Source organism: Clostridium magnum DSM 2767 (assembly GCF_001623875.1).
Taxonomy (GTDB): Bacteria; Bacillota; Clostridia; order Clostridiales; family Clostridiaceae; genus Clostridium_AM; species Clostridium_AM magnum.
This window is the reverse complement of record NZ_LWAE01000004.1, coordinates 16,077-36,424: the sequence shown is the minus strand read 5'-3', so window position 1 is coordinate 36,424 and position 20,348 is coordinate 16,077. Positions and strand designations below refer to the sequence as shown.

Here is a 20,348-nt window from a genome sequence, read left to right as displayed (position 1 = left end):
TAGGGAGGGGTTTTAATGAATAAGGAAGCCCTCGGTGTTATTGAAACCGTTGGAATGGCTGCAGCAATACAGGCAGCAGATACCTGTGTTAAATCAGCTAATGTAGAACTAATAGGGTATGAACTAAGTAAAGGCTCTGGACTAGTAGCTATTAAGATAAGAGGAAATGTTGGAGCGGTTAAAGCGGCTATTGAAGCGGCAAAAGTTAGTGCAGCTGCAATTAATAAAGTGTATGCAACACTTATAATACCAAGACCAGCTGAAAAGTTAGAAGGGCTTATCGAATCAGAGGATACTGTAGGCATTAAAGTTGATCAAAAGGAACCATGCAAAGACAAAGAGGTCGATGCTAATATCGAGGAAGAGAATAAAGATAAAGCAGAAGAAGGTAAGGACAAAGAAGTCAGTGCCAATATCGAGGAAGAGAATAAGGATAAAATAGAAGAAAGCAAAGACAAAGAAGTCGGTGCTAATGTTAAGGAAGATATTAAGGATAAAGAAGTTAGTGATTTAGACAATCCCAGCTCAACTGAAAATCTCGAGGAAGAAAAGGCTATTAGTGAGAAGGATGAAGCTGAAGAGTTCATACATGATGATAGTTCTTTAAGTGAACAGGAAGGCGACGAGGTATGTAATATATGCCATGATCCTGCTTGTACAAGAAAAAAAGGACAGCCAAAAACTTTATGTATAAACTATAAAGGTTCTAGAAGGTGATATAAATGGTAGAGGTAAATGAAACTCTAATAAGAGATATAGTAGTAGACATTGTAACAAAGGCTCAAATAAAGAATAGAGAATTTTCAATACCTATAGGTATATCTAATAGACATATTCATGTTACTCAGGAAGATTTGGAATGCCTATTTGGTGAAGGATATGAGCTTACAATAAAAAATAACGTAAAGCAGCCAGGACAATTTGCTGCTAATGAGACAGTAACTATTGCAGGACCTAAAGGTTCTTTCCAAAAGGTAAGAATTTTAGGTCCTGTAAGAAAATACAGCCAAATTGAAATATCAAGAACAGATGCTTTTGCCTTAGGAATAAAACCACCAGTTAGAAATTCTGGAGAGCTCGAGAACTCAGAAAGTCTTTCTGTTATTGGTCCAAAGGGTATGATAGTTTTTAGCAATAAAGTTATTTGTGCTAAAAGACATATTCATATGGGAGCAGAACAAGCAAAGACTTATGGGGTAAAGGATGGAGATCTTGTAAATGTGGAGACAGCTGGGGATAAAGGCGTGATATTTAAAAATGTACTTATTAGAGTTAACAATGAAGCAGCTCTTGAGATGCATGTAGATACAGATGAAGCTAACTCATCAGAGTTAAAGAATAATGAGCTTGTAAGGATAATGAGTAAGAGCAGGTGATAGATATGTTAGAAAATACCAGTACAGAGGATATATTAAACAAAGCCAATATGTTCATTAAGCAAATGGAGGATACTATTTTAAATCCTAATCAAATAGGCGAGAATGAAGAACTTAAAGTAGGAGTAGATTTAGGTACCTCCAACATTGTTATAACCGTATTAGATAAAAATAATGTGCCAGTAGCCGGAGAGGTATATCCTGCAAGTGTAGTTAAAGATGGTATAGTGGTTGAATATCTAAAGGCTGTTACAATAGTTAGAGAGTTAAAAGGAAAGCTAGAAAAAACTCTAAATAGAACTCTGGAAAATGCTGCTACAGCAATACCACCAGGAATAAGTAAAGGCAATGTAAAAGTTATCCAAAATGTGGTGGAAGCAGCTGATTTTAGTGTAACTAATGTAATTGATGAGCCTACTGCAGCATCTGAGGTTTTACAAATACAAGATGGTGCAGTGGTAGATGTAGGTGGAGGAACTACCGGAATATCTATATTAAAAAATGGTAAAGTAGTTTACTCAGCAGATGAACCTACAGGAGGACATCATTTAAGTTTAGTAGTATCAGGAAGCCTAGGAATAGAATATGAGGAGGCTGAAAAATTTAAAGTTGATCCTGATAATTATAATACTGTATTTCCTTTAGTTAGACCGGTAATAGAAAAGATGGCGGATATAGTTCTAAGGCATGTACAAGGTTACGATGTAGAAACTATTTACCTTGTAGGTGGAACCTGCTGCCTTAAAGATATAGAACAGGTATTTCAAAAATATACAGGTATTAAGACTATAAAGCCATATAATCCTTTATTAGTAACACCTATAGGAATAGCTATGAATAGTGTCAGGTAAGAGAGGTGAGTAAATGGACATTGAAGATTTACTAAGACCTATAATTGCTCAGATAATAAGTATGATGAATAAGCGACTTCTTCTATTTATATCCGGTGGTGCAGTAAATTTAAAGAATGTATTTGAAACATTAGCTTCTATGAAAATGCTTAAGTATGACATAGTAATGACAGAAGCTTCTAAGAAAGTTATACCAGAAGAGTATATTGCTAATTTAAATGGCAGGATAATAGATTGCAAAGTGGAGTTAACTAAAGCTGTAAGAGAAAATGACATAATACTAGTGCCAATGATGTCAAGAAACACTTTAGCTAAATGTGCTACAGGTATTCAAGATAACTTGGTTACTACGGGAATAGCTGAAGCTCTTATGATGAATAGAGAGGTGATTGCTGTTAAAGACAGTTTTGACCCTCAAAATCCTAAAAATATATCCTTAGACTTCAGTAAAAATCCAGCATACAATAAATTTGTTCTAGGTTATCAAGATACATTGACTAATTTTGGAGTGAAATTTATCGATGCTGATAATCTAAAGAGTACTATAAATGATAAATTCAGTATTACTAATAGTGTTACTCAGAACATAGCATCAATAGATAAAACTGTAGTAAAAGAACAGAAAGTTACTGCAGAATTAACGGTGGAAAACAAAAATGTTAACCCTATAGTTAACAAAGTTCCTGTAGCTGAAAAGATATTATCAGGAGTTTTGACAACAGAGGATATTATAGTAGCTGTTAATAGCGCTAAAGAAATTTGTGTTAAAGAGGGTGCTTTAATAACTCCTCTGGCAAAAGACTATATATACAACAATAAGATCAATGTTAAATATTATTAATTAAGGAGCGTAATTATGTTTTTAGCAAAGGTTGTTGGGAAAGTTGTCTCTACACAAAAAGATCCAAAGTTTATTGGAAGTAAGCTTTTAATAGTTAAAAAGATAGACGAGAATGAACAAATATTAGGAGAACCTATAGTTGCAATTGACACAGTTGGTGCAGGAATTAGTGAAACTGTGATTGTTGTTACAGGAAGTGGTGCAAGGTATATAGACACCGGTGATAAAGTTGTACCTGCTGATGCTTCAATTATGGGGATTGTTGATTCTATTGAATGGAATACAGGTTATTAGGTGGTGATTAAATGAAGATATACACCAAAACTGGAGATAAAGGAACTACTAGTCTTGTTGGCGGAGATAGAGCAGAAAAGCATGACTTAAGGGTTTGGGCCTATGGAACTATAGATGAAGTAACCTCATCAATTGGATTAGCAAGAGCTTATGTTAAAGAAAAAGAAATATCAGAAAAGCTTCTAAAGATTCAAAAGACTCTTTTTGAAGTTGGGGCGGAACTTGCCTCTGCAGGAACAGATTATTATAAACGAAGAATAGAAGATCAAGATATAACATTTCTTGAAGAAACTATAGATAAATTAGATGGACTTAAGCCTTCATACAATGGATTTATAGTCCCTGGAGGAACTATAGAATCAGCTCATCTTGATGTTGCAAGAACAATTGTTAGACGAGCTGAAAGGTATATATCCGAACTAAAAAATTATTATGAAATCAGTGACAATTTAATGAAGTACACCAATAGATTATCAGATGGTCTCTACGCCATGGCTAGATATTTTGATTATAAAGACATAATGGAAAAGGTAGAGGAGAATGCAAGAAAATTTAATCAAAATAGATCAGTGGTAAATAATTCTCAAAGTGAGGAGATTGATGAAATAATGATAAATAGAATGGTAATTGATAGAGAAACTGCTAAACATATAGCTGAGAAGTGTGTACAAAAATCCTATGAGATTGGAGTACCTATGGTTATCTGTGTAACAGACTATAGTGGCAATATTACATTACTTGAGCGTATGGATGATTCTCTTTTAGCAAGTATAGAAATTGCAATGAAGAAAGCATATACTGCTGCAGCACTTAAGGCTCCAACTCATGAACTAAGAGATGCATCATTACCAGCTGGGGAACTTTATGGAATTAACACTGTGGACAAAATAATTACCTTTGGTGGCGGATTCCCGCTAAAAGTAAATGGAACAATAGTAGGTGCAATAGGAGTAAGCGGTGGTACTGTTGAAGAAGATATGAAGGTTGCACAATTTGGTGTAAAGGCTTTTGAGGAGGGTTTGACGAATGGAGTTACAAAGTAGTGAGTTATCACTAATAATAGAAAAAGTTTTAAAGGAAATGAGTAAAAAAGAACTAAAAGAAGAAGTGAGCGATGGAGTATTTGATACTATGGAAGAAGCTATAGAGGCAGCTTACGAAGCTCAGAAAAAATACTCAAAGTATTCAATTGAACAACGTGAAAAATTTATAGCTGCTATGAGAAAAGCAATACTTGATAATGCTATGTCAATAGCAACTCTTTGTGTTAACGAATCAGGTATGGGTAGAATTGACCATAAATACTTAAAGTTAAAGTTAACAGCAGAAAAGACACCAGGAACTGAAGTGTTACAGACTACTGCTTACACAGGTGATAAAGGACTTACACTTGTAGAGAATGGTGCTTTTGGCGTTATAGGATCAATTACACCTTCTACAAATCCAGCAGCTACAGTTGCTTGTAATGGAATAGGAATGCTTGCAGCAGGAAATACTGTTGTATTTTCACCTCATCCAGGAGCTTTTAATTCATCCTTAGCTATGCTTAGAGCATTAAACAAAGCAATAAGAGAAGCTGGTGGACCAGACAATTTACTTACATCAGTTAAGAAACCATACTTAGAAGGTACAAATATAATGTTAAAGCATGACAAAATAAGAATGGTAGTTGCCACCGGTGGACCTGGAATTGTTAAAATGGTTCTTTCTTCAGGAAAGAAAGCTATAGGTGCAGGGGCAGGAAATCCTCCAGTAGTGGTTGATGAAACAGCAGATATTAAAAAAGCTGCAAGAGATATAATTGCAGGTTGTACTTTTGATAACAATCTACCTTGTATAGCAGAAAAAGAAGCTATAGTGGTAGAAGCAGTTTATGAAGAGCTTATAAAAGAAATGAAAAATAACAGAGCAGTATATGAATTAAATGATGAAGAAGCTGAAAAAGTTGCTAAATTAGTTTTACTTTATAGCAACGAAAATAATCCACATTGTGCTTCTGCAAATAAAAAATTTGTAGGAAAAGACGCTAAATATATACTACAAAGTATAGGAAAGACCAATGTGGATGGAATCGAATGCTTGATATACAGAGCAGAGAATGATCACCCATTCGTTCAAGAGGAACTTATGATGCCTATTCTTCCTATAGTTAAAGCAAAGAATTTTGAAGAAGCATTAAAGCTTGCTATTCAAGATGAACATGGAAATAGACATACAGCTATTATGCACTCTAAGAATGTGGACAATTTAACTAGAATGGCTAGAGAAATAGACACTACAATATTTGTTAAGAATGCACCATCCTATGCTGGAATTGGCTTTGGTGGCGAAGGACATACAACCTTTACTATAGCTGGACCTACTGGAGAAGGATTAACTAATGCAGCTTCCTTCACAAGACAAAGAAGATGTACTATGGTGGAGTCCTTCAGAATAGTTTAAAAACTGTAGATTAACTATGCAAGATTTTAAGTTAAGAATTAAGAGTTGATAGTTAAGAGTTAATGAAGATTTTTCTCCACTATGTTACGAAAAATCTTAAATTAAGGTATTATATAAAACTATATTTATTTTAAGATTTTCTGAAGCACAGCAGAAGAAAATCATCCATAACTCTTAACTATTAATTCATAACTCTCAACTAGAAAAGGAGGAGGTGTAATCGTGAATTTACTTGAGAAGATTCGAGAGGCTGGAATTATAGGAGCTGGCGGAGCTGGATTCCCTACTCATGTTAAGCTAAATTGCAAGGTTGAGTATTTTATAGTAAATGGGTTGGAGTGCGAACCATTACTTCAATCGGATAAATATATGATGCGGAACAACAGTGACGAAATAATACAGGCAGTAGAAGAAATCGGCAAGGCAATTGGAGCAGAACATTTGGTAATAGGATTAAAAGAAGAATATAAAGATGAGATACAAGCATTAAAGACATCTATAGGAAAGTTTAATTCTAGAGTAAAGCTCCATTTAAGTAGGGCCTTTTATCCAGCTGGAGATGAGCAAGTTTTAGTTTATGAAGTAACAGGAAGAACAATACCACCAGCAGGAATTCCTTTGAATGTTGGTACTGTGGTTTCAAATTCTGGTACTGTATTCAATATATATGAAGCTATGCAAGATAAGCCAGTTACCTATAAATTTGTTACGGTTATAGGTGAAGTAGCTAAACCTTCCATTGTTAAAGTACCTATAGGTACAACAGTTAAAGAAGTTTTAGAAAAGTGCGGCGGAGCAATTACTAGAGATTATGCCATAATAATGGGTGGTCCTATGATGGGAAAAAGAATGTCAAAGGACCACATAGAGAGCAGAGTCATTACGAAGACTGATGGTGCAATTATAGTAATACCTGAAGATCACTATTTAGCTCAGAGGGAAAAGATGACTATCGAGCATATGAAGAATCAAGCTAAGTCCGCTTGTATACAATGTCATTTTTGTACAGATATGTGCCCTAGAAATCTAATTGGACATCCAATAAATCCTCATAAAATCATGAGAAGTATTGCATTAAATGAAGATAACAAGGATGTGTTAAAGCAGGCAATGATATGTTGTGAGTGCGGAGTATGTGAAATGTACGCATGTCCTATGAGATTATCACCTAAGCGTATCAATGTTTATGTAAAAGGCAAGTTAAGAGAAAGTGGAGTAAAGTGGGAGAACACTACAAACACATTTACAGGGAATATATTAAGAGATTATAGAAAAGTACCTACAGAAAGATTGGTAGCTAGATTGCAGCTTAGCGGATATAAGAGACAAAGGCTGCAAGAAGGTGAGGAAATAAATCCTATTGAAGTAAAGATTCCTTTAAGGCAGGGAATAGGAGCAGGAACAACTGCTATTGTTAATGTTGGTGATACTGTTGAAAAAGGACAGTTTATAGGCAGAGTTGAAGAAGGCAAAATGGGAGCAAACGTTCATGCCAGTATTGGTGGAGTAGTTTCTGAAATAAGCGATAGTATAGCTATAAAAGCTATTCAAGCCGAGGTGATAAAATGATAAGAACTATAGGATTGATAGAATTAAATAGTATTGCCAGGGGAATTCAAGTTGCAGATGAAATGATTAAATCTGCAGAAGTAGAGTTACTTTTAGCTAAAACTGTTTGTCCAGGTAAATATATTATTTTAGTTACAGGTAATGTAGGTGCTGTACAAGCGGCAATTAGCCATGGTGAAGCTGCTGGACGAGAAGCTGTAGTTAATAAATTATTAGTGCCTAATGTTCATCCACAGGTAATACCTGCAATTAATGCAGCTAGTAATGTTGAAAAGTTGAGAGATTTAGGAGTATTAGAATTTTTTAGTATTGCATCTGCTATCGTTGCTGCTGATGCAGCGGCTAAATCAGCAAATGTAGAATTAATAGAAGTTAGATTGGGAGTTGGAATTGGAGGAAAAGCCTTCATAACTCTTACTGGTGACATAAGTTCAGTTAATAATGCTGTAACAGTAGGAGCCAATACAGCTCTTGAAAGTGGACTGTTGGTAAATAAAGCTGTAATATCCGCTCCAAGCAAGGAATTACTTCAGAGTTTGTTATAAGTTAATTATTTATGAAATGTAAAATATAGTTTGTATTTCATAAAATTATAAATAAAATTGTATATTTTTTAACAAAAAAAGGAGGAATAAAAAATGTCAAAAATTATAATCGCACCTAGTAAATATGTACAAGGAAGAGGGGAATTAGGAAAAATAAAAGAGCACACTAAAGATTTAGGGAAATCATTTTTTATCATTGCTAGTCCAAATGGGGTAAAAAGAGTTAAATCTGTTATAGAGGAAAGTTTCAAAGGTGAAAATGTCACTTTAGTATTCGAAGGCTTTAATGGAGAATGCTCAAAGAATGAAATAGACAGATTAGGTAATATAGTTAGATCAAAAGGCTGTGATGTAGTTGTAGGACTAGGTGGAGGAAAGATATTTGATACAGCTAAGGCTGTAGCTCATTATGAAAAATTACCAGTAGCAATAATACCAACTATAGCAGCTACAGATGCTCCATGTAGTGCACTTTCAGTAATTTATACAGATGAAGGAGTGTTTAGTGAATACTTAGTTTTACCTAAGAATCCAGAGTTAGTATTAGTTGATACTGATATTATTGCTAAAGCACCAGCAAGATTATTAGTCGCAGGTGTAGGTGATGCGTTAGCAACATATTTTGAAGCAAGAGCTTGTGTTAGATCAAATGCAAAAAATATGTCTGGTGGAAATGCTACAAAGTCTGCTTTTGCACTTGCAAAGCTTTGCTATGATACTTTACAATCAGATGGATTAAAGGCAAAATTAGCAGTGGAAAATAATGTGTGTACTGAAGCGGTAGAAAATATTGTTGAAGCAAATACTTTCTTAAGCGGTGTAGGATTTGAAAGTGCTGGTTTAGCTGCTGCCCACGCAATACACAATGGATTTACAGTGTTAGAACAGTGCCATCATTTATATCATGGAGAAAAGGTAGCATTTGGTACAATCGTTCAGCTAGTACTAGAAAATAGTTCTCTAGAAGAAATAAAAGAGGTTATAGATTTATGTATTAGTTTAGGCTTGCCAGTTACTTTAGAAGAAATGGGAGTAACTGAAATAAAGGAAGAAGAATTAAGAAATGTAGCAGAAGCTTCTTGTGCAGCAGGTGAAACTATCCATAACATGCCTTTCGAGGTTACTAGTGATGATGTATATGCTGCTATACTAGCTGCAGATGCTTTAGGAAAAACTTATAAAGCATAGATAGAAGAAAAACTTATAGGGAATTCACCTTGATTTAGTAGTAAACTGTAAGCATTTAAACAAACATTACGTAAATAAAGGGAAATCCCTATAACATAGTCTATCACAAAAACGGAAAGCTATTAATAAAAATATGACTTAAGTTTGACAATAAAAAAGTATTATGAATACTTTTATACCGAATATGTGTAATACTGATAAATTTTACAATTAGAATTATGAAGTAGAAGAGGACATTATATGAATATATTTGGCATTAAATCTAAAATTTGTTTTGATAAGGGTTCAATAGAATACTTAAACACTATAAAAAATAAAAGAGTGTGTATAGTTACGGACCCATTTATGCTTAAATCAGGTGCTGCAGATAAAATAACTAATATCTTCAAAGCTAATAAGGTAGAATATGAAATTTTTTCAGAAATAAGACCTGATCCACCAGTTGAAACTGTTTCAGCAGGAGTAAATAAAATGAGAACTTTTAAACCAGATGTAATAGTTGCATTAGGCGGTGGTTCTTCAATTGATGCTACAAAAAGCATTATACTATTTACTGTTAAAATATTAAATGCTAGTGGAGACAACTATAATAAACCATTATTTATAGCGATTCCCACTACTAGTGGTACTGGATCTGAGGTTACTTCTTTTTCAGTAATTACCATGGGAACTACAAAATTTCCTTTAAGTGATGATGAAATAGTTCCGGATATAGCTATAGTAGATGCAGATTTTGTTAAAACAGTACCGCCACAAATAACAGCTGATACTGCAATGGATGTTTTAACTCATGCTATAGAGGCTTACGTTTCTACAAATAACTCTGATTATACAGATGCTCTTTGTGAAAAAGTGGTAAAATTAGTATTTGAATATTTGTTAAAAGCTTATAAAGATGGAAATGATATGGTAGCAAGGGAAAAGCTGCACAATGCATCCTGTATGGCTGGTATGGCATTTACAAATGCAAATTTAGGAATCAATCATAGTATAGCTCATACTATAGGAGCAAATTTCCATATTCCACATGGTAGATCAAATGCAATCATTTTACCTTATATAATTAAGTATAATGCAAATCTTGAATCTATAAAAGAATCTGAAACTGCTAAAAAATATGCTGAGTTATCTAAAATTTTGGGACTACCTTCTTCTTCATCAAAAGAAGGAGTTAATAGCCTTATTTATGCAATAAAGATACTTATGAAAGAAACAAATATTCCAATGAGTTTAAAAGAAGCAAATGTAGATAAAAATGAGTTGTTTAATAAGATACAAAGTATGGCGAATACTGCATTAAAAGATAATTGTACAGTTACTAATCCAAGAATGCCTAATGAGGAAGAATTGATTAGATTGTTTAAAGAGCTATATGGTGAGTAAAACAACTCAAAACCAATAGTTGTAAAAATCAGTGAACCCATATCCAACGTAAAAGGTTTGGTTATAAAAACTATTGAAATATCAAATTCTACTGTTGCTACTAAAGAAGATCAATCCCCGACATAGAAGAAATAGATGCTAGTAAGGAAGATCTTCTATCAGTGACTCAGAAAATGAATAACAAGAAGTTGAGTGATTTCTAAAAAAGTGATTAAAAATATAAATAATAAAAATAAGGAGAGATATTATGGATTTTATAATAGCAATTGGAATAAGTATTGGTGTATTAGCAGGAGTATGGACTTTTGCAAGTGCTGTATTGGCATTATGTACTTTTGCAGGATTCTTATCTTGGGCAACCTTCTTCGCATGTGGAGGAAAACTAAACGGTTTAAAAACTACTTTAACATCGAATCTTAGTGGAGTTTTTTGGGGATTTATTATAGTAAAAATTGCTGGAGTTTTGACGCCAATGGTTGGTGGAAATGTTGGATTAGCAATTGGAGTAGCTATTGGTGCTGCAGCAATGTGCTGGCAGGCAAAAATATCTTGGTTAGGGTTTATTCCGGGAGCATTTGTAGGATGTGCTACTTATTTTGCTACTAGTGCTAATATCAAAACGGCAGTAATTGGTTTAATATGTGGAGCAGTATTTGGATATTTATCAGAACTAGGGGGGTTAGGACTTCAAAAGAAAGAAATATTAAATGATACTGCAAGTGCTAGTTAACAACTGTTATATAAAATTAAATACATTAATCAAATAAACGTGTATGTTCTATATTAAGTATGCTGATGCTTACTGCTATGGGATTATGGATTGTTCTGTAATCATGTGTTTTAATTGAGATTCCTGTTTAAAAATATTAATTTGTTTAATTTTATTAAGACAAAACATGTTTGTTCTCCTCCCTATGATTTATTATTTTGTGTGGTTACATTTATTATTTCATAGTGGAGGAAAATATAAAAGCCTAACGGCTAAAAAGTTAGGCGAATCAACGCTTGCGGAATTCCGCAAGCGACTACTTTCTATAAATAATATAGGCGGAAGTTTTAGTTCGGGAATAATTGGATCAAACTCATATTTTGTGGGAGTATTTTCTGCTGTAGTAAGTTTTGTTGCTCTTTGGTCTGGAAATTACTTAACTGTATTTTTAAATAGATACAATATTGAGAATAAAGCAATCATATTATATGGAACTATTTTAATCATAATAGGTGCAAAACAGATTTTGTAAAAAAATAAATAGTTAGTAGGCTAATAATGAACTTGGAGGCTTGATAATATGACAAAAGAAACCAATAAGGAAGCTGATAAAAATTCAAGTAACTTACAATTAGAAGATATTATAGATGTAGAGTTTCTACAAAGTTTTCAGGATAACTTTGCAAGAAGTGTAGGAATGGCTAGTATTACTGCTAATGATAAGGGAGAGCCTATAACTAGACCAAGTTGTTTTACTGACTTTTGTATGGAGCTTACACGAAAAACTGATATTGGTTACAGCAAGTGTGTTGGATGTGATAGAAAAGGTGGAGAGGAATCCACTAAAACTAAAAGACCAGCTATTTACACCTGTCATGCAGGGTTAACTGATTTTGCTGCTCCAATTGTATTGGAGGGAAAACAAATAGGAGTTATATTAGGAGGACAGGTAATTACTTCACCACCGGATGAAAATAAATTCAGGAAAATAGCGGAAGAGATAGGTGTAGATCCAGAAAAATATATACAAGCATTGAGAAAGGTTAAGATTGTAGAAAGAGAAAGGGTTGAATCAGCAGCTGAAGTTCTATATATGGTTGCGAATACATTGTCTAAACTTGGATATGAGCAATATAAGTTAAAATACATGTCTAAATCCATCAACGATAGCTTGGAACAGATATCTAGTGCTATGGACCAGCTTTCTGCATCATCAATTACCGTTTCACAAAACCAACATTCCTTAAATGATGAAATTCAAAACATACAAAAAGTATCAACTGAAATTAATGAAATTTTAGGTTTTATAAAGGGAATAGCCGATCAAACTAAAATGTTAGGTTTGAATGCTGCAATTGAGGCAGCGAGAGCTGGTGAATTAGGTAAGAGTTTTGGTGTTGTAGCAAAAGAAATACGAAAACTTTCGGATAACTCAAAACAAACTATAGTTAAAATTCGTGAATTGACATCTGATATTCAAGAATCAGTTAAAAAAACCATTAACGTGTCTAATTATACTTTTGCAAATACAGAAAATCAGACTTCAACTATTCAAGAAATAAATGCAAGTGTACAGGAAGTATTATCAATGACTGAAGAAATGAATAAGCTTGCAAGTAATGATTAAATTTGAGAGTTAAGATATTTTAAATTATATAGATGAAAAATAGATTTTTCCATAGATAAAAGCAAATGACATAAAAGAGATTCAATTAATAAAAAGGGGAGAGATTAATGAAAAATGTTGAGGTAAAGGAAGGAAATTTAGAAGAAGTATTTAGTATTGAAGTTAAAGTGGATAAGCCTATTGTAGTAGGTCAGGATGAATTAGTGGGCAGACGCCAGCTAATTCCAATACTATCTGGAGAAGTAAAAGGGGATAAATTCAAAGGGATAGTGTTACCTGGTGGTGTTGATAGTCAAGTTATTCGTCCAGATGGAAAATGTGAACTATCAGCAAGATATGCAATTAAGTTAGAGGATGGTGCAACAATTTACATTGAAAACAATGGGATTCGAACTGTTCCCAATGAATATATAGAAGCTGTAAAAGCAGGTGAATTTGTAGATCCTAATATTTATTATTTTCGTACAGTTCCTACTTTTGAAGTCTATGAAGAAAAATACAGATGGATGACGAAACAGCTTTTTATATGTTCTGCTACTAGGCTTGTAGATAAGGTTTTGTTGAAATTTTATAAGGTTATCTAGTAATTAGATTTTTGTTACATATAGTAATGTATTGTTACCATATGTAACATTTTTTATGTAAAGACATTTTTGCTGTTGTCTGGGCTAAAAGCAAATAGAAATATATAAATTAAGGGGAAGTTTTCGTGAAAGTTGGATTTGCTAAAAGAAACAACTTGAAGTATCTAATGCTCAAAAAGAACGTAGTTGCTTGCTAAATATGAAGCCCTCTACTACCTGTAGGCTAAGTTTATTAGCACCATTTATAACTTTTATATTTAGCGATTAGGTGTAGATTTTGCTTTTGCTTAGCTAGAGAGCAAATATTGTTACACAATGCATTTTAGTGATACATTATGTAATACAAATTTTAATTCATATATTAGTATAACTCATTTATAAAGAGAAAAAATAGCTGAAATACTAGTGCTAAATGAGTTGGCATAATTATTGCTATAATTATGTTTGTAGCTGTAAACATGAAAGTTGTTCCATCAGGAATAGTAGGCATATTGCCACTGATGCTAGTTATTGGTACTGTTTTATCACTTGTTGGAGATAAAACGCCTATTATAAAAGATTATTCTGGTGGTGGACCTATTGTGGTTATTTTTGGATCTTCTGCTTTAGTAATGTTTAACATTTTACTGAAAGAAGCTGTAGCTAAAATTACCACCTTTATGGGAAGCGGTGGTTTCTTAGATCTTATTATATGTGCTCTTATTGCAGGAAGTCTCTTAGGTATGAATAGAAAATTGCTTCTTCAAGCTGTTGTTAGATATCTTCCATGTCTTATAGGTGGAGTTATAGCAGCGCTTGCATTAGTAGGAGTAGTTGGAGCTCTTTTAGGTTATGGTGCAAAAGAAGCTGTTCTATATATAGGTGTTCCTATTATGGGAGGCGGAATGGATGCTGGTGCTGTTCCTCTAGCTAAAATATTTGGTGGAAGACTTAATCAAGATCCTAAAACTATTATGTCTATTATGACGCCAGCAGTAGTTTTAGGTAATGCAGTTGCTATTATAGCTTCAGGTGCTTTAGATAAAATAGGTAAAATTAAACTAAGCTTATCTGAAAATGGAAAATTAATAGTAGCTAGATCAAAAACTCAACTTTATGCAGAAGAAGAGAAAGAAGAAAAATCTAATGATTTAGGGTTATACGGAATTGGTATATTATTTTCGGGTGCATTTATGACTGCTGGTTTATGTATGGCTAATATGGGAGGATCAGGGTTGCTGTACTAACTGCAGCTAAAAGAATGCAATTAATGCCATTTGCAGCGATTTCATCTCGTCTAGGAGGAGCCCTTATTCTTATAATTGCTAGTGTATTACTTAGATTGTTTTAAGTAATTTAAGAATGAAAGTCTATTTGCTATTTCGGCGTAAATGGATTTTTAAATGTTAATACATTAAATAAAAAATAATTTTTATCATATAAAACACAAGGTTTTTAATATAGATGCTATTACGTTATGGATTTAATATTACATAATGTAATAGCTCTTTTTAGTATATAGGAATTTGTAAAATTTTTAACTTGTAGATAAATCTAAAACATAACTTATGAAATGAAATTTTTTACGCTATAATAGCAAAATATTTATAAATTAAAGAAGTATATTACTTAAGGAAAGTTTGGATGTTTCATTTGAAAATTTAAAAAAAGTTATTTTTAAAAAATTGTATGACAAAAAGGTATTGATCAAAAGGCGAACAATACAAAAATTGGTAAAAATTCTTGCAGCCGATTAGGCTGCTGGTTTATTGGAGTTTTCAAGATACATCTTGTGATGAATCTTTGGCAAACGTTGCTCGTATTCTTTTTGGTTACGTAGAATAGCAAAAATATAGTTTAAAAGCTTATGCATAATAGCTACTAAGGCTACTTTCTTCTTTTTAGCCTTTAGGTTGTTTTTATAGTAGTCTAGTAAGATTTTATTATTGGCTTCGCCAGTACGCTTAGTTCTTATAGAAGCTAAAGCTACTGCATACAAAGCTCTCCGACCAAAGCGTGTACCTCTTTTGGATATTTTATCTTTATCGCTTTTAAATTTGCCTGATTCATTAACAGAAGGATCAATGCCAAAGTAAGCAACTAGCTGTTTAGGTTTTAAGAAACCTTGAAAATCTCCGATTTCAGTTAGTATAGTTACAGCAGAAATAAACCCAACCCCAGGTATGGACATCAATAACAAGATATTTTGTTTAAACTCTGAAGAAATACTATTGCTACATGATACATTTTCTATCTCCTTTAATATTAGTTCTATCTGTTTATTTAAGTTTTCAATAGTTCCAATATTAATAGTTATTTTTATTGACAATCCAAAGGATGATATAGCAATGTGTGTGGCATTAGAAGCAGCTTTAATTAATTTATCATAAGTGTTATTGCACCAAATCAAATTCTTTTTAGACGATTCTCTAAGAATTTTTAGAACATCTTCTTTGGAAGCATCGAGAATAGATTGAGGAGTCTGATAACATTTAAGAATAGCAAGTGAAGTTGCTCCCGTTACATCAGAAAATACACTATTGTATCCTGGAAATACTATACGTAAGTCAGCAGATAACTTTTTCTTGAATGTTGATCTTGTATCAACAAGTTTATAGTAATCTCGGCATAAAGATTTTAAGGTAAAAACAGAAACATCAAAATAGCTATAAGCTTTAATATTTTCAAATTTACCTATTTTAGCGATAGCTAAGGCGTCTTTTTTATCATTTTTCACTTTTCTTATTTCTTTATTTTTGTTAGAATTAGTAACTAGAGGATTAATAACATAAGCCTCTAAGTTGTTGGTTTTAAGAAAGTGGAAAAGAGATAAGTGGTACACGCCAGTGGACTCCATGAAAATGCCAGTTTTCATGTTAAACTCTTTTTCCACTTTCTTTATTTCTTTAACTAAGTGGTTAAATCCGTCCACATCATGTTTAATCTTAAATGTCTTTCTATAAATATCACCGTTAGGTGCAAGAATAGCAACCATAGAAAAATCTGCTGAAACATCAATACCTACTGTTGGACTGTAAAAAAATTTAGACATAATTAATATCTCCTTTACTTTAGTTAGTTTGAGATAGAATAGAGTATCCACTTCTATCAGTAAGTCTATAACCTCATTTGTGACACGGGTAATTCCCAATGGTAACACCCTACGGGAAACCCAACCAGCTAAACCATAGAATTCTCACTGATGGAATGATACGCTTTTTTACGGGTATAGCTTCTATGCGAAGCTCCCTGGAGGAATCCATCTAACCTCTATTCAGGAGATATTATACAATGATTTAAGTATTAAGTTAAGTTTCCTTATAGGATATTATGATAGAAAATAATGATGTGTCTAAATATCCGATAGGATGAATCTATAAGAACAATATTAAGAAATGAATTAAGTAATGTTCGGTAGAATATAGAGATATTTTCTATCAAATGTTACAACTATATTATATGAGGAGGAGTAAAAAATGTCTCAAAACACCATTGCAATTATTATACTGGTGATTACTATGATTATGGTGATGATAGACCGGATCCCTCTGGCTGCAACAGCTATGTTTGCTGCCTTGGCTATGTCCGTTATGGGGATCCAATCACTGGGTAAGGCATATTCGTATTTTGGTAGCTCTACGGTTGTGTTCTGTGGCGCAACAATGATTATTTGTAACGGTTTGTTTCAGACCGGCGCAATCCAGAAAATTACAAATGTTTTGTTCAGCGGGCTGGCGCAGAAAAATGAGAGGTGGCTTGTTGCTGCATTTTCGCTTTTTACTGGATTGGTTACAGGATTTACATCAAACACTGCTATTGCGGCAACCTTGGTTCCTGTAGCTTGTTCTATTTCACAGAGTTCCAATGGCAAAGTGAAAGCAAAACATTTGCTGATGCCGGTAGGTACTATGAGCACCATCGGTTCCCCACTTTCTTTGTCTGGTGCAGCGGCAGTTGCAGCCGGCGGCGCCATGGTAATCGAAGCGGGTACAAAGATGTCTTATTTTGAAATGGCACCTATAGCACTTGTGCTGATTGTTATAAGTACTTTGTATTTTGCAACGATTGGCTATGATATTATGAAAAAGAGTTTTGATTTTGAGGATCCTGAGATAGAAGTTTCTACCACAAAAGAAGACAGTGAAATTCCGAAATGGAAGCCACTTTTCACGGTTGTAGTATTTGTTGCTGTCGTTATTGGATTTATTGCTAATGTATGGGATGTTGCAGTTTGCTCTCTCATGGGTGTGCTAGTACTATGGATTAGTGGTGCGGTAAGTGTAAAGGAATCTCTGAAAGCATGTGACTGGAACGTTTTGATTGTTATGGCAGGTGTTACTTCCATGGCAAACGGTCTGGATAAAAGTGGTGCAGGAGTTGTGATTGCTAATAGTATAATTGGTCTATTTGGCGGTGACGCAGCAAGTCCATTTGTTATTATGATTGCCCTTGGCCTGATTGGCTGGCTGTTGTCTCAGTTCATGAGCAATACTGCTGCTAATGCTATTGTTGTACCAGTGGCCATTTCTATGGGGCTAGCATTAAATGTTAATTTACTTTATTTCTGTGTTCCGGTTATTGTCGGTACATCCATTGCTATCACCACACCGCTTGCTTCTCCAACTACCGTTATTGTTATGCAGGGAGGCTTCAGGTTTAAGGATTTTGTTAAAGTTGGCGTACCGTTAAGCATTCTTTTGCTGATTGCAATGTTTGTTATGATACCATTTGGTTTTGCAGCGTAAATAAATAAGAAAGAAGGAAATACATATGGCTCATTTGAATTATTTTCAAGGATTTAAACATTTAGAAGTTGACACTGGGGAAGTAACGATACAGACTTGGGTAGGAGGTCATGGGAAAGAAGTAATCTTGTTGCTACATGGACATCCTGAAAGTCATCTGATGTGGCATGGCGTTGCCCCAAAACTGGCTGAAAATTATACTGTAGTCGTAACGGATATGCGTGGTTATGGTGATAGCTCCAAGCCTGAAGGACTGCCTGACCATTCTACCTATTCAAAAAGAACAATGGCAAAGGACCAAGTAATTGTTATGGAAAAATTGGGCTACACCCGATTCCATATTGCTGGTCATGATAGAGGTGGACGTGTCTGCCATCGTATGATTCTGGATTATTCGGAAAAAATTAAATCCTGTACCTTGCTGGACATTATCCCTACGATTGATGTCTATTCCCGCACAGATCAGATGATTGCTACTAAATATTGGCATTGGTTTTTCTATATCCAGCCCTCACCATTCCCAGAAAATTTTCTAGGTTCCCAGCCGGAATATTTTATTCGTAGTAATATTCTGAAAAAGACTATCCCGGGGTCATTAAAAGAAGATACTTTCCCGGAAGACGTTGTGCAGGAATATATCCGCCATTATTCCGACCCTGCTACTGTTCATGCTATCGCAGAGGATTATCGTGCTAGTGTTACCATTGATTGGGAACATGATCTTCCTGACAGAAAACACAAAATGGAAACTCCATTGCTATGTATCTGGGGTTCGGATGGGAATATATGTAAAATATGGGATGTGGTAGATATCTGGAGCAATCTTGCTACAAATGTGAAGGGATGCGGTGTACCGGGATGTGGACATTTTGTGCCAGAGGAAAAGCCTGAGATTGTGGTTGAAGAGATTTCTAAGCATATAGAACGTAATAAATAAGTATTTAAGGCACGTTGTTCTCAGAGAAAGCTGCAATTTTTAAGAATACAGGTTTTATCGGTAATTCCAATATAGCATTAGCTATTAGCTTGGTGTTCGCAATCGTTTACGAAAACGTTTGGCCTGAAAGGCAATTATTGATTTCTTTAGAGGGATATTCAATGTGAAAAAACCAAACTTTATAATTGAGTTTAGAATAAAGTAATATCAATAAAAAAGTGATAGGTGCAGTATAATTTTTAAAAAAATTTAAATTTCGCTAAATTAAAGGGGCTTTCGAGCCTCTTTTTAATTTAGTAGGAATTAAAAAAATCAGTTTCTGTGTATTGAGTAAAGGATAGTTGGTTTTTATCTAGTATGTTAAATTTCCTACATGAGAATGGGTTCACGGGGTGGAACGACAATTGCAGCTGCAACTGCACTTGGTGTTGAAGTAAGTCAATTATTCCGTGCGTTACTTCCAGGACTTCTTGCAGCTCAGGTTACAGTTATTCTAGTGGCAGCTTATCTTGGTAAAAAAGAAAGAAAACGTCTTAATTTCAATCCCAATAGTGGTCAAAGCATTTCTCAGGAGCACATTGATCAAATGCTCTCTGCAATCCGTGATAACGAACCTGAACTCAAAAGGCCAAAACTTTATTGGTTCAATCTAATATTAACCTTAGTTTCTCTAACATTGCTTATTAAAGGCGATATACATGGCTCTATAATATTCATGCTTGGATCTGCAATTGCACTTGTTGTTAATTACAGAAGTGTTGAGGAGTGTAATGATAGATTGGAAGCACTTGCAGCAGACGTTTTACCTACCGCTATAGTAACTTTGGGAGCGGGTGTGTTTTCAGGTGTGTTAACAGGTAGTGGAATGGCAAATGCACTTGCCAATAGTATTGCAAGCATTATTCCAACATCTCTTGGATCACACATGGCACCAATATATGCTATTATTGCTGCACCTGCAATATGTTTTCTTCCTCAAGATGCTTTCTACTTTGGAATTGCATCTGTTATAAAAGGTGTTATGGGTCAATTTGGAATTACACCAATACAGGCAGCAGTGGCATCTATGGTTGGTCAGGCATTTAGACTAGCAAGCCCAGTTATTCCTGTTTTGTATATGTTATGTGGTGAAACTAAACAGAATTTTGTTGACTTCCAAAAAGAGTATACTAAGTATTTTTGGATTGTAATGGTAGTATATCTAGTTGTTTATGGTCTTACTGGAGCACTACCATACTAATAAGAAAGCACAGAAGTTAGTACCTATAATAATTAAAG

At 34.1% G+C, this 20,348-nt stretch carries 21 protein-coding genes; 20 read left to right on the top strand and 1 reads right to left on the bottom strand.

Translation table 11 applies throughout. From position 1 onward, the window contains the following. The first annotated feature begins 15 nt into the window (after nt 1-15). The 17 genes from CLMAG_RS34395 to CLMAG_RS35020 all read left to right on the top strand — a co-directional run bounded on the left by CLMAG_RS34395 (nt 16) and on the right by CLMAG_RS35020 (nt 14,739). On the top strand, nt 16-717 hold the full coding sequence (locus CLMAG_RS34395; protein WP_066625237.1) for a BMC domain-containing protein: 702 nt from the start codon (nt 16-18) through the stop codon (nt 715-717). A 5-nt stretch (nt 718-722) separates the two neighbouring features. Then, nucleotides 723-1,376 carry a phosphate propanoyltransferase gene (locus CLMAG_RS17005; protein WP_066625235.1) on the top strand — a complete coding sequence of 218 codons (654 nt, stop codon included), beginning with the start codon at nt 723-725 and terminating at the stop codon, nt 1,374-1,376. Between the two features lie 5 nt (nt 1,377-1,381). After that, entirely contained in the window at nt 1,382-2,227 is an 846-nt protein-coding gene (eutJ, locus tag CLMAG_RS17000) for an ethanolamine utilization protein EutJ (protein ID WP_066625232.1), read from the top strand. 13 nt (nt 2,228-2,240) lie between these two features. After that, complete coding sequence (locus CLMAG_RS16995; RefSeq protein ID WP_066625230.1) at nt 2,241-3,068, top strand: flavoprotein; 828 nt, start codon at nt 2,241-2,243, stop codon at nt 3,066-3,068. Nucleotides 3,069-3,083: 15 nt separating this feature from the next. Then, the gene (locus CLMAG_RS16990; protein WP_066625228.1) at nt 3,084-3,362 is read left to right on the top strand and encodes a EutN/CcmL family microcompartment protein; all 279 of its coding nucleotides are present in this window, start codon (nt 3,084-3,086) and stop codon (nt 3,360-3,362) included. A gap of 11 nt (nt 3,363-3,373) precedes the next feature. Beyond that, complete coding sequence (locus tag CLMAG_RS16985) at nt 3,374-4,405, top strand: cob(I)yrinic acid a,c-diamide adenosyltransferase (RefSeq protein WP_066625225.1); 1,032 nt, start codon at nt 3,374-3,376, stop codon at nt 4,403-4,405. Further along, nucleotides 4,389-5,804, top strand: coding sequence for an aldehyde dehydrogenase family protein (locus tag CLMAG_RS16980; protein ID WP_066625221.1), 1,416 nt, complete (start codon nt 4,389-4,391; stop codon nt 5,802-5,804). The genes CLMAG_RS16985 and CLMAG_RS16980 overlap by 17 nt, the downstream gene beginning before the upstream one ends. A 222-nt stretch (nt 5,805-6,026) precedes the next feature. Further along, nucleotides 6,027-7,373: a 4Fe-4S dicluster domain-containing protein gene (locus CLMAG_RS16975; RefSeq protein WP_066625219.1), complete on the top strand. Its 1,347-nt coding sequence runs from the start codon at nt 6,027-6,029 to the stop codon at nt 7,371-7,373. Further along, nucleotides 7,370-7,918, top strand: coding sequence for a BMC domain-containing protein (locus CLMAG_RS16970; RefSeq protein WP_066625217.1), 549 nt, complete (start codon nt 7,370-7,372; stop codon nt 7,916-7,918). The genes CLMAG_RS16975 and CLMAG_RS16970 overlap by 4 nt, the downstream gene beginning before the upstream one ends. A gap of 93 nt (nt 7,919-8,011) precedes the next feature. Beyond that, a complete protein-coding gene (locus CLMAG_RS16965; RefSeq protein ID WP_066625215.1) occupies nt 8,012-9,106 on the top strand; it encodes a glycerol dehydrogenase in 1,095 nt (364 codons plus the stop codon). Between the two features lie 240 nt (nt 9,107-9,346). Next, entirely contained in the window at nt 9,347-10,489 is a 1,143-nt protein-coding gene (locus CLMAG_RS16960; protein ID WP_066625213.1) for a 1-propanol dehydrogenase PduQ, read from the top strand. A 247-nt stretch (nt 10,490-10,736) separates the two neighbouring features. Then, nucleotides 10,737-11,219, top strand: coding sequence for a DUF1097 domain-containing protein (locus tag CLMAG_RS16955; protein WP_066625206.1), 483 nt, complete (start codon nt 10,737-10,739; stop codon nt 11,217-11,219). 199 nt (nt 11,220-11,418) lie between these two features. Continuing rightward, a complete protein-coding gene (locus CLMAG_RS16950; RefSeq protein WP_139264258.1) occupies nt 11,419-11,730 on the top strand; it encodes an MntP/YtaF family protein in 312 nt (103 codons plus the stop codon). 48 nt (nt 11,731-11,778) lie between these two features. Beyond that, a complete protein-coding gene (locus CLMAG_RS16945; protein ID WP_066625188.1) occupies nt 11,779-12,825 on the top strand; it encodes a PocR ligand-binding domain-containing protein in 1,047 nt (348 codons plus the stop codon). A 107-nt stretch (nt 12,826-12,932) separates the two neighbouring features. Continuing rightward, the gene (locus tag CLMAG_RS16940; protein WP_066625185.1) at nt 12,933-13,409 is read left to right on the top strand and encodes a DUF3237 domain-containing protein; all 477 of its coding nucleotides are present in this window, start codon (nt 12,933-12,935) and stop codon (nt 13,407-13,409) included. A 440-nt stretch (nt 13,410-13,849) separates the two neighbouring features. Further along, the gene (locus CLMAG_RS16935; protein WP_066625182.1) at nt 13,850-14,635 is read left to right on the top strand and encodes a 2-hydroxycarboxylate transporter family protein; all 786 of its coding nucleotides are present in this window, start codon (nt 13,850-13,852) and stop codon (nt 14,633-14,635) included. Nucleotides 14,636-14,649: 14 nt separating this feature from the next. Next, nucleotides 14,650-14,739 carry a 2-hydroxycarboxylate transporter family protein gene (locus CLMAG_RS35020; RefSeq protein ID WP_201787660.1) on the top strand — a complete coding sequence of 30 codons (90 nt, stop codon included), beginning with the start codon at nt 14,650-14,652 and terminating at the stop codon, nt 14,737-14,739. Between the two features lie 402 nt (nt 14,740-15,141). On the opposite strand, the gene CLMAG_RS16930 is transcribed toward CLMAG_RS35020, so the two are convergent. Further along, complete coding sequence (locus CLMAG_RS16930; protein ID WP_066625179.1) at nt 15,142-16,440, bottom strand: IS110 family RNA-guided transposase; 1,299 nt, start codon at nt 16,438-16,440, stop codon at nt 15,142-15,144. Between the two features lie 424 nt (nt 16,441-16,864). Here CLMAG_RS16930 and CLMAG_RS16925 point away from each other — a divergent pair, with 424 nt between their 5' ends. From CLMAG_RS16925 to CLMAG_RS16915, 3 genes are all read left to right on the top strand, one after another. Then, on the top strand, nt 16,865-18,133 hold the full coding sequence (locus tag CLMAG_RS16925; protein WP_066625176.1) for an SLC13 family permease: 1,269 nt from the start codon (nt 16,865-16,867) through the stop codon (nt 18,131-18,133). Nucleotides 18,134-18,158: 25 nt separating this feature from the next. Beyond that, entirely contained in the window at nt 18,159-19,070 is a 912-nt protein-coding gene (locus CLMAG_RS16920; protein WP_066625165.1) for an alpha/beta fold hydrolase, read from the top strand. Between the two features lie 373 nt (nt 19,071-19,443). Then, nucleotides 19,444-20,310, top strand: a complete 867-nt coding sequence (locus CLMAG_RS16915) for an SLC13 family permease (RefSeq protein ID WP_066625158.1) — start codon at nt 19,444-19,446, stop codon at nt 20,308-20,310. The last annotated feature ends 38 nt before the right edge of the window (nt 20,311-20,348 follow it).

What these genes read in the sequence shown, in the direction of transcription:
- CLMAG_RS34395 (WP_066625237.1), top strand. Translation starts at nt 16, where the DNA reads ATGAATAAGGAAGCCCTCGGTGTTATTGAAACCGTTGGAATGGCTGCA.
- CLMAG_RS17005 (WP_066625235.1), top strand. Translation starts at nt 723, where the DNA reads ATGGTAGAGGTAAATGAAACTCTAATAAGAGATATAGTAGTAGACATT.
- eutJ (WP_066625232.1), top strand. Translation starts at nt 1,382, where the DNA reads ATGTTAGAAAATACCAGTACAGAGGATATATTAAACAAAGCCAATATG.
- CLMAG_RS16995 (WP_066625230.1), top strand. Translation starts at nt 2,241, where the DNA reads ATGGACATTGAAGATTTACTAAGACCTATAATTGCTCAGATAATAAGT.
- CLMAG_RS16990 (WP_066625228.1), top strand. Translation starts at nt 3,084, where the DNA reads ATGTTTTTAGCAAAGGTTGTTGGGAAAGTTGTCTCTACACAAAAAGAT.
- CLMAG_RS16985 (WP_066625225.1), top strand. Translation starts at nt 3,374, where the DNA reads ATGAAGATATACACCAAAACTGGAGATAAAGGAACTACTAGTCTTGTT.
- CLMAG_RS16980 (WP_066625221.1), top strand. Translation starts at nt 4,389, where the DNA reads ATGGAGTTACAAAGTAGTGAGTTATCACTAATAATAGAAAAAGTTTTA.
- CLMAG_RS16970 (WP_066625217.1), top strand. Translation starts at nt 7,370, where the DNA reads ATGATAAGAACTATAGGATTGATAGAATTAAATAGTATTGCCAGGGGA.
- CLMAG_RS16965 (WP_066625215.1), top strand. Translation starts at nt 8,012, where the DNA reads ATGTCAAAAATTATAATCGCACCTAGTAAATATGTACAAGGAAGAGGG.
- CLMAG_RS16960 (WP_066625213.1), top strand. Translation starts at nt 9,347, where the DNA reads ATGAATATATTTGGCATTAAATCTAAAATTTGTTTTGATAAGGGTTCA.
- CLMAG_RS16955 (WP_066625206.1), top strand. Translation starts at nt 10,737, where the DNA reads ATGGATTTTATAATAGCAATTGGAATAAGTATTGGTGTATTAGCAGGA.
- CLMAG_RS16945 (WP_066625188.1), top strand. Translation starts at nt 11,779, where the DNA reads ATGACAAAAGAAACCAATAAGGAAGCTGATAAAAATTCAAGTAACTTA.
- CLMAG_RS16940 (WP_066625185.1), top strand. Translation starts at nt 12,933, where the DNA reads ATGAAAAATGTTGAGGTAAAGGAAGGAAATTTAGAAGAAGTATTTAGT.
- CLMAG_RS16935 (WP_066625182.1), top strand. Translation starts at nt 13,850, where the DNA reads ATGTTTGTAGCTGTAAACATGAAAGTTGTTCCATCAGGAATAGTAGGC.
- CLMAG_RS35020 (WP_201787660.1), top strand. Translation starts at nt 14,650, where the DNA reads ATGCAATTAATGCCATTTGCAGCGATTTCATCTCGTCTAGGAGGAGCC.
- CLMAG_RS16930 (WP_066625179.1), bottom strand. Translation starts at nt 16,440, where the DNA reads ATGTCTAAATTTTTTTACAGTCCAACAGTAGGTATTGATGTTTCAGCA.
- CLMAG_RS16925 (WP_066625176.1), top strand. Translation starts at nt 16,865, where the DNA reads ATGTCTCAAAACACCATTGCAATTATTATACTGGTGATTACTATGATT.
- CLMAG_RS16920 (WP_066625165.1), top strand. Translation starts at nt 18,159, where the DNA reads ATGGCTCATTTGAATTATTTTCAAGGATTTAAACATTTAGAAGTTGAC.
- CLMAG_RS16915 (WP_066625158.1), top strand. Translation starts at nt 19,444, where the DNA reads ATGAGAATGGGTTCACGGGGTGGAACGACAATTGCAGCTGCAACTGCA.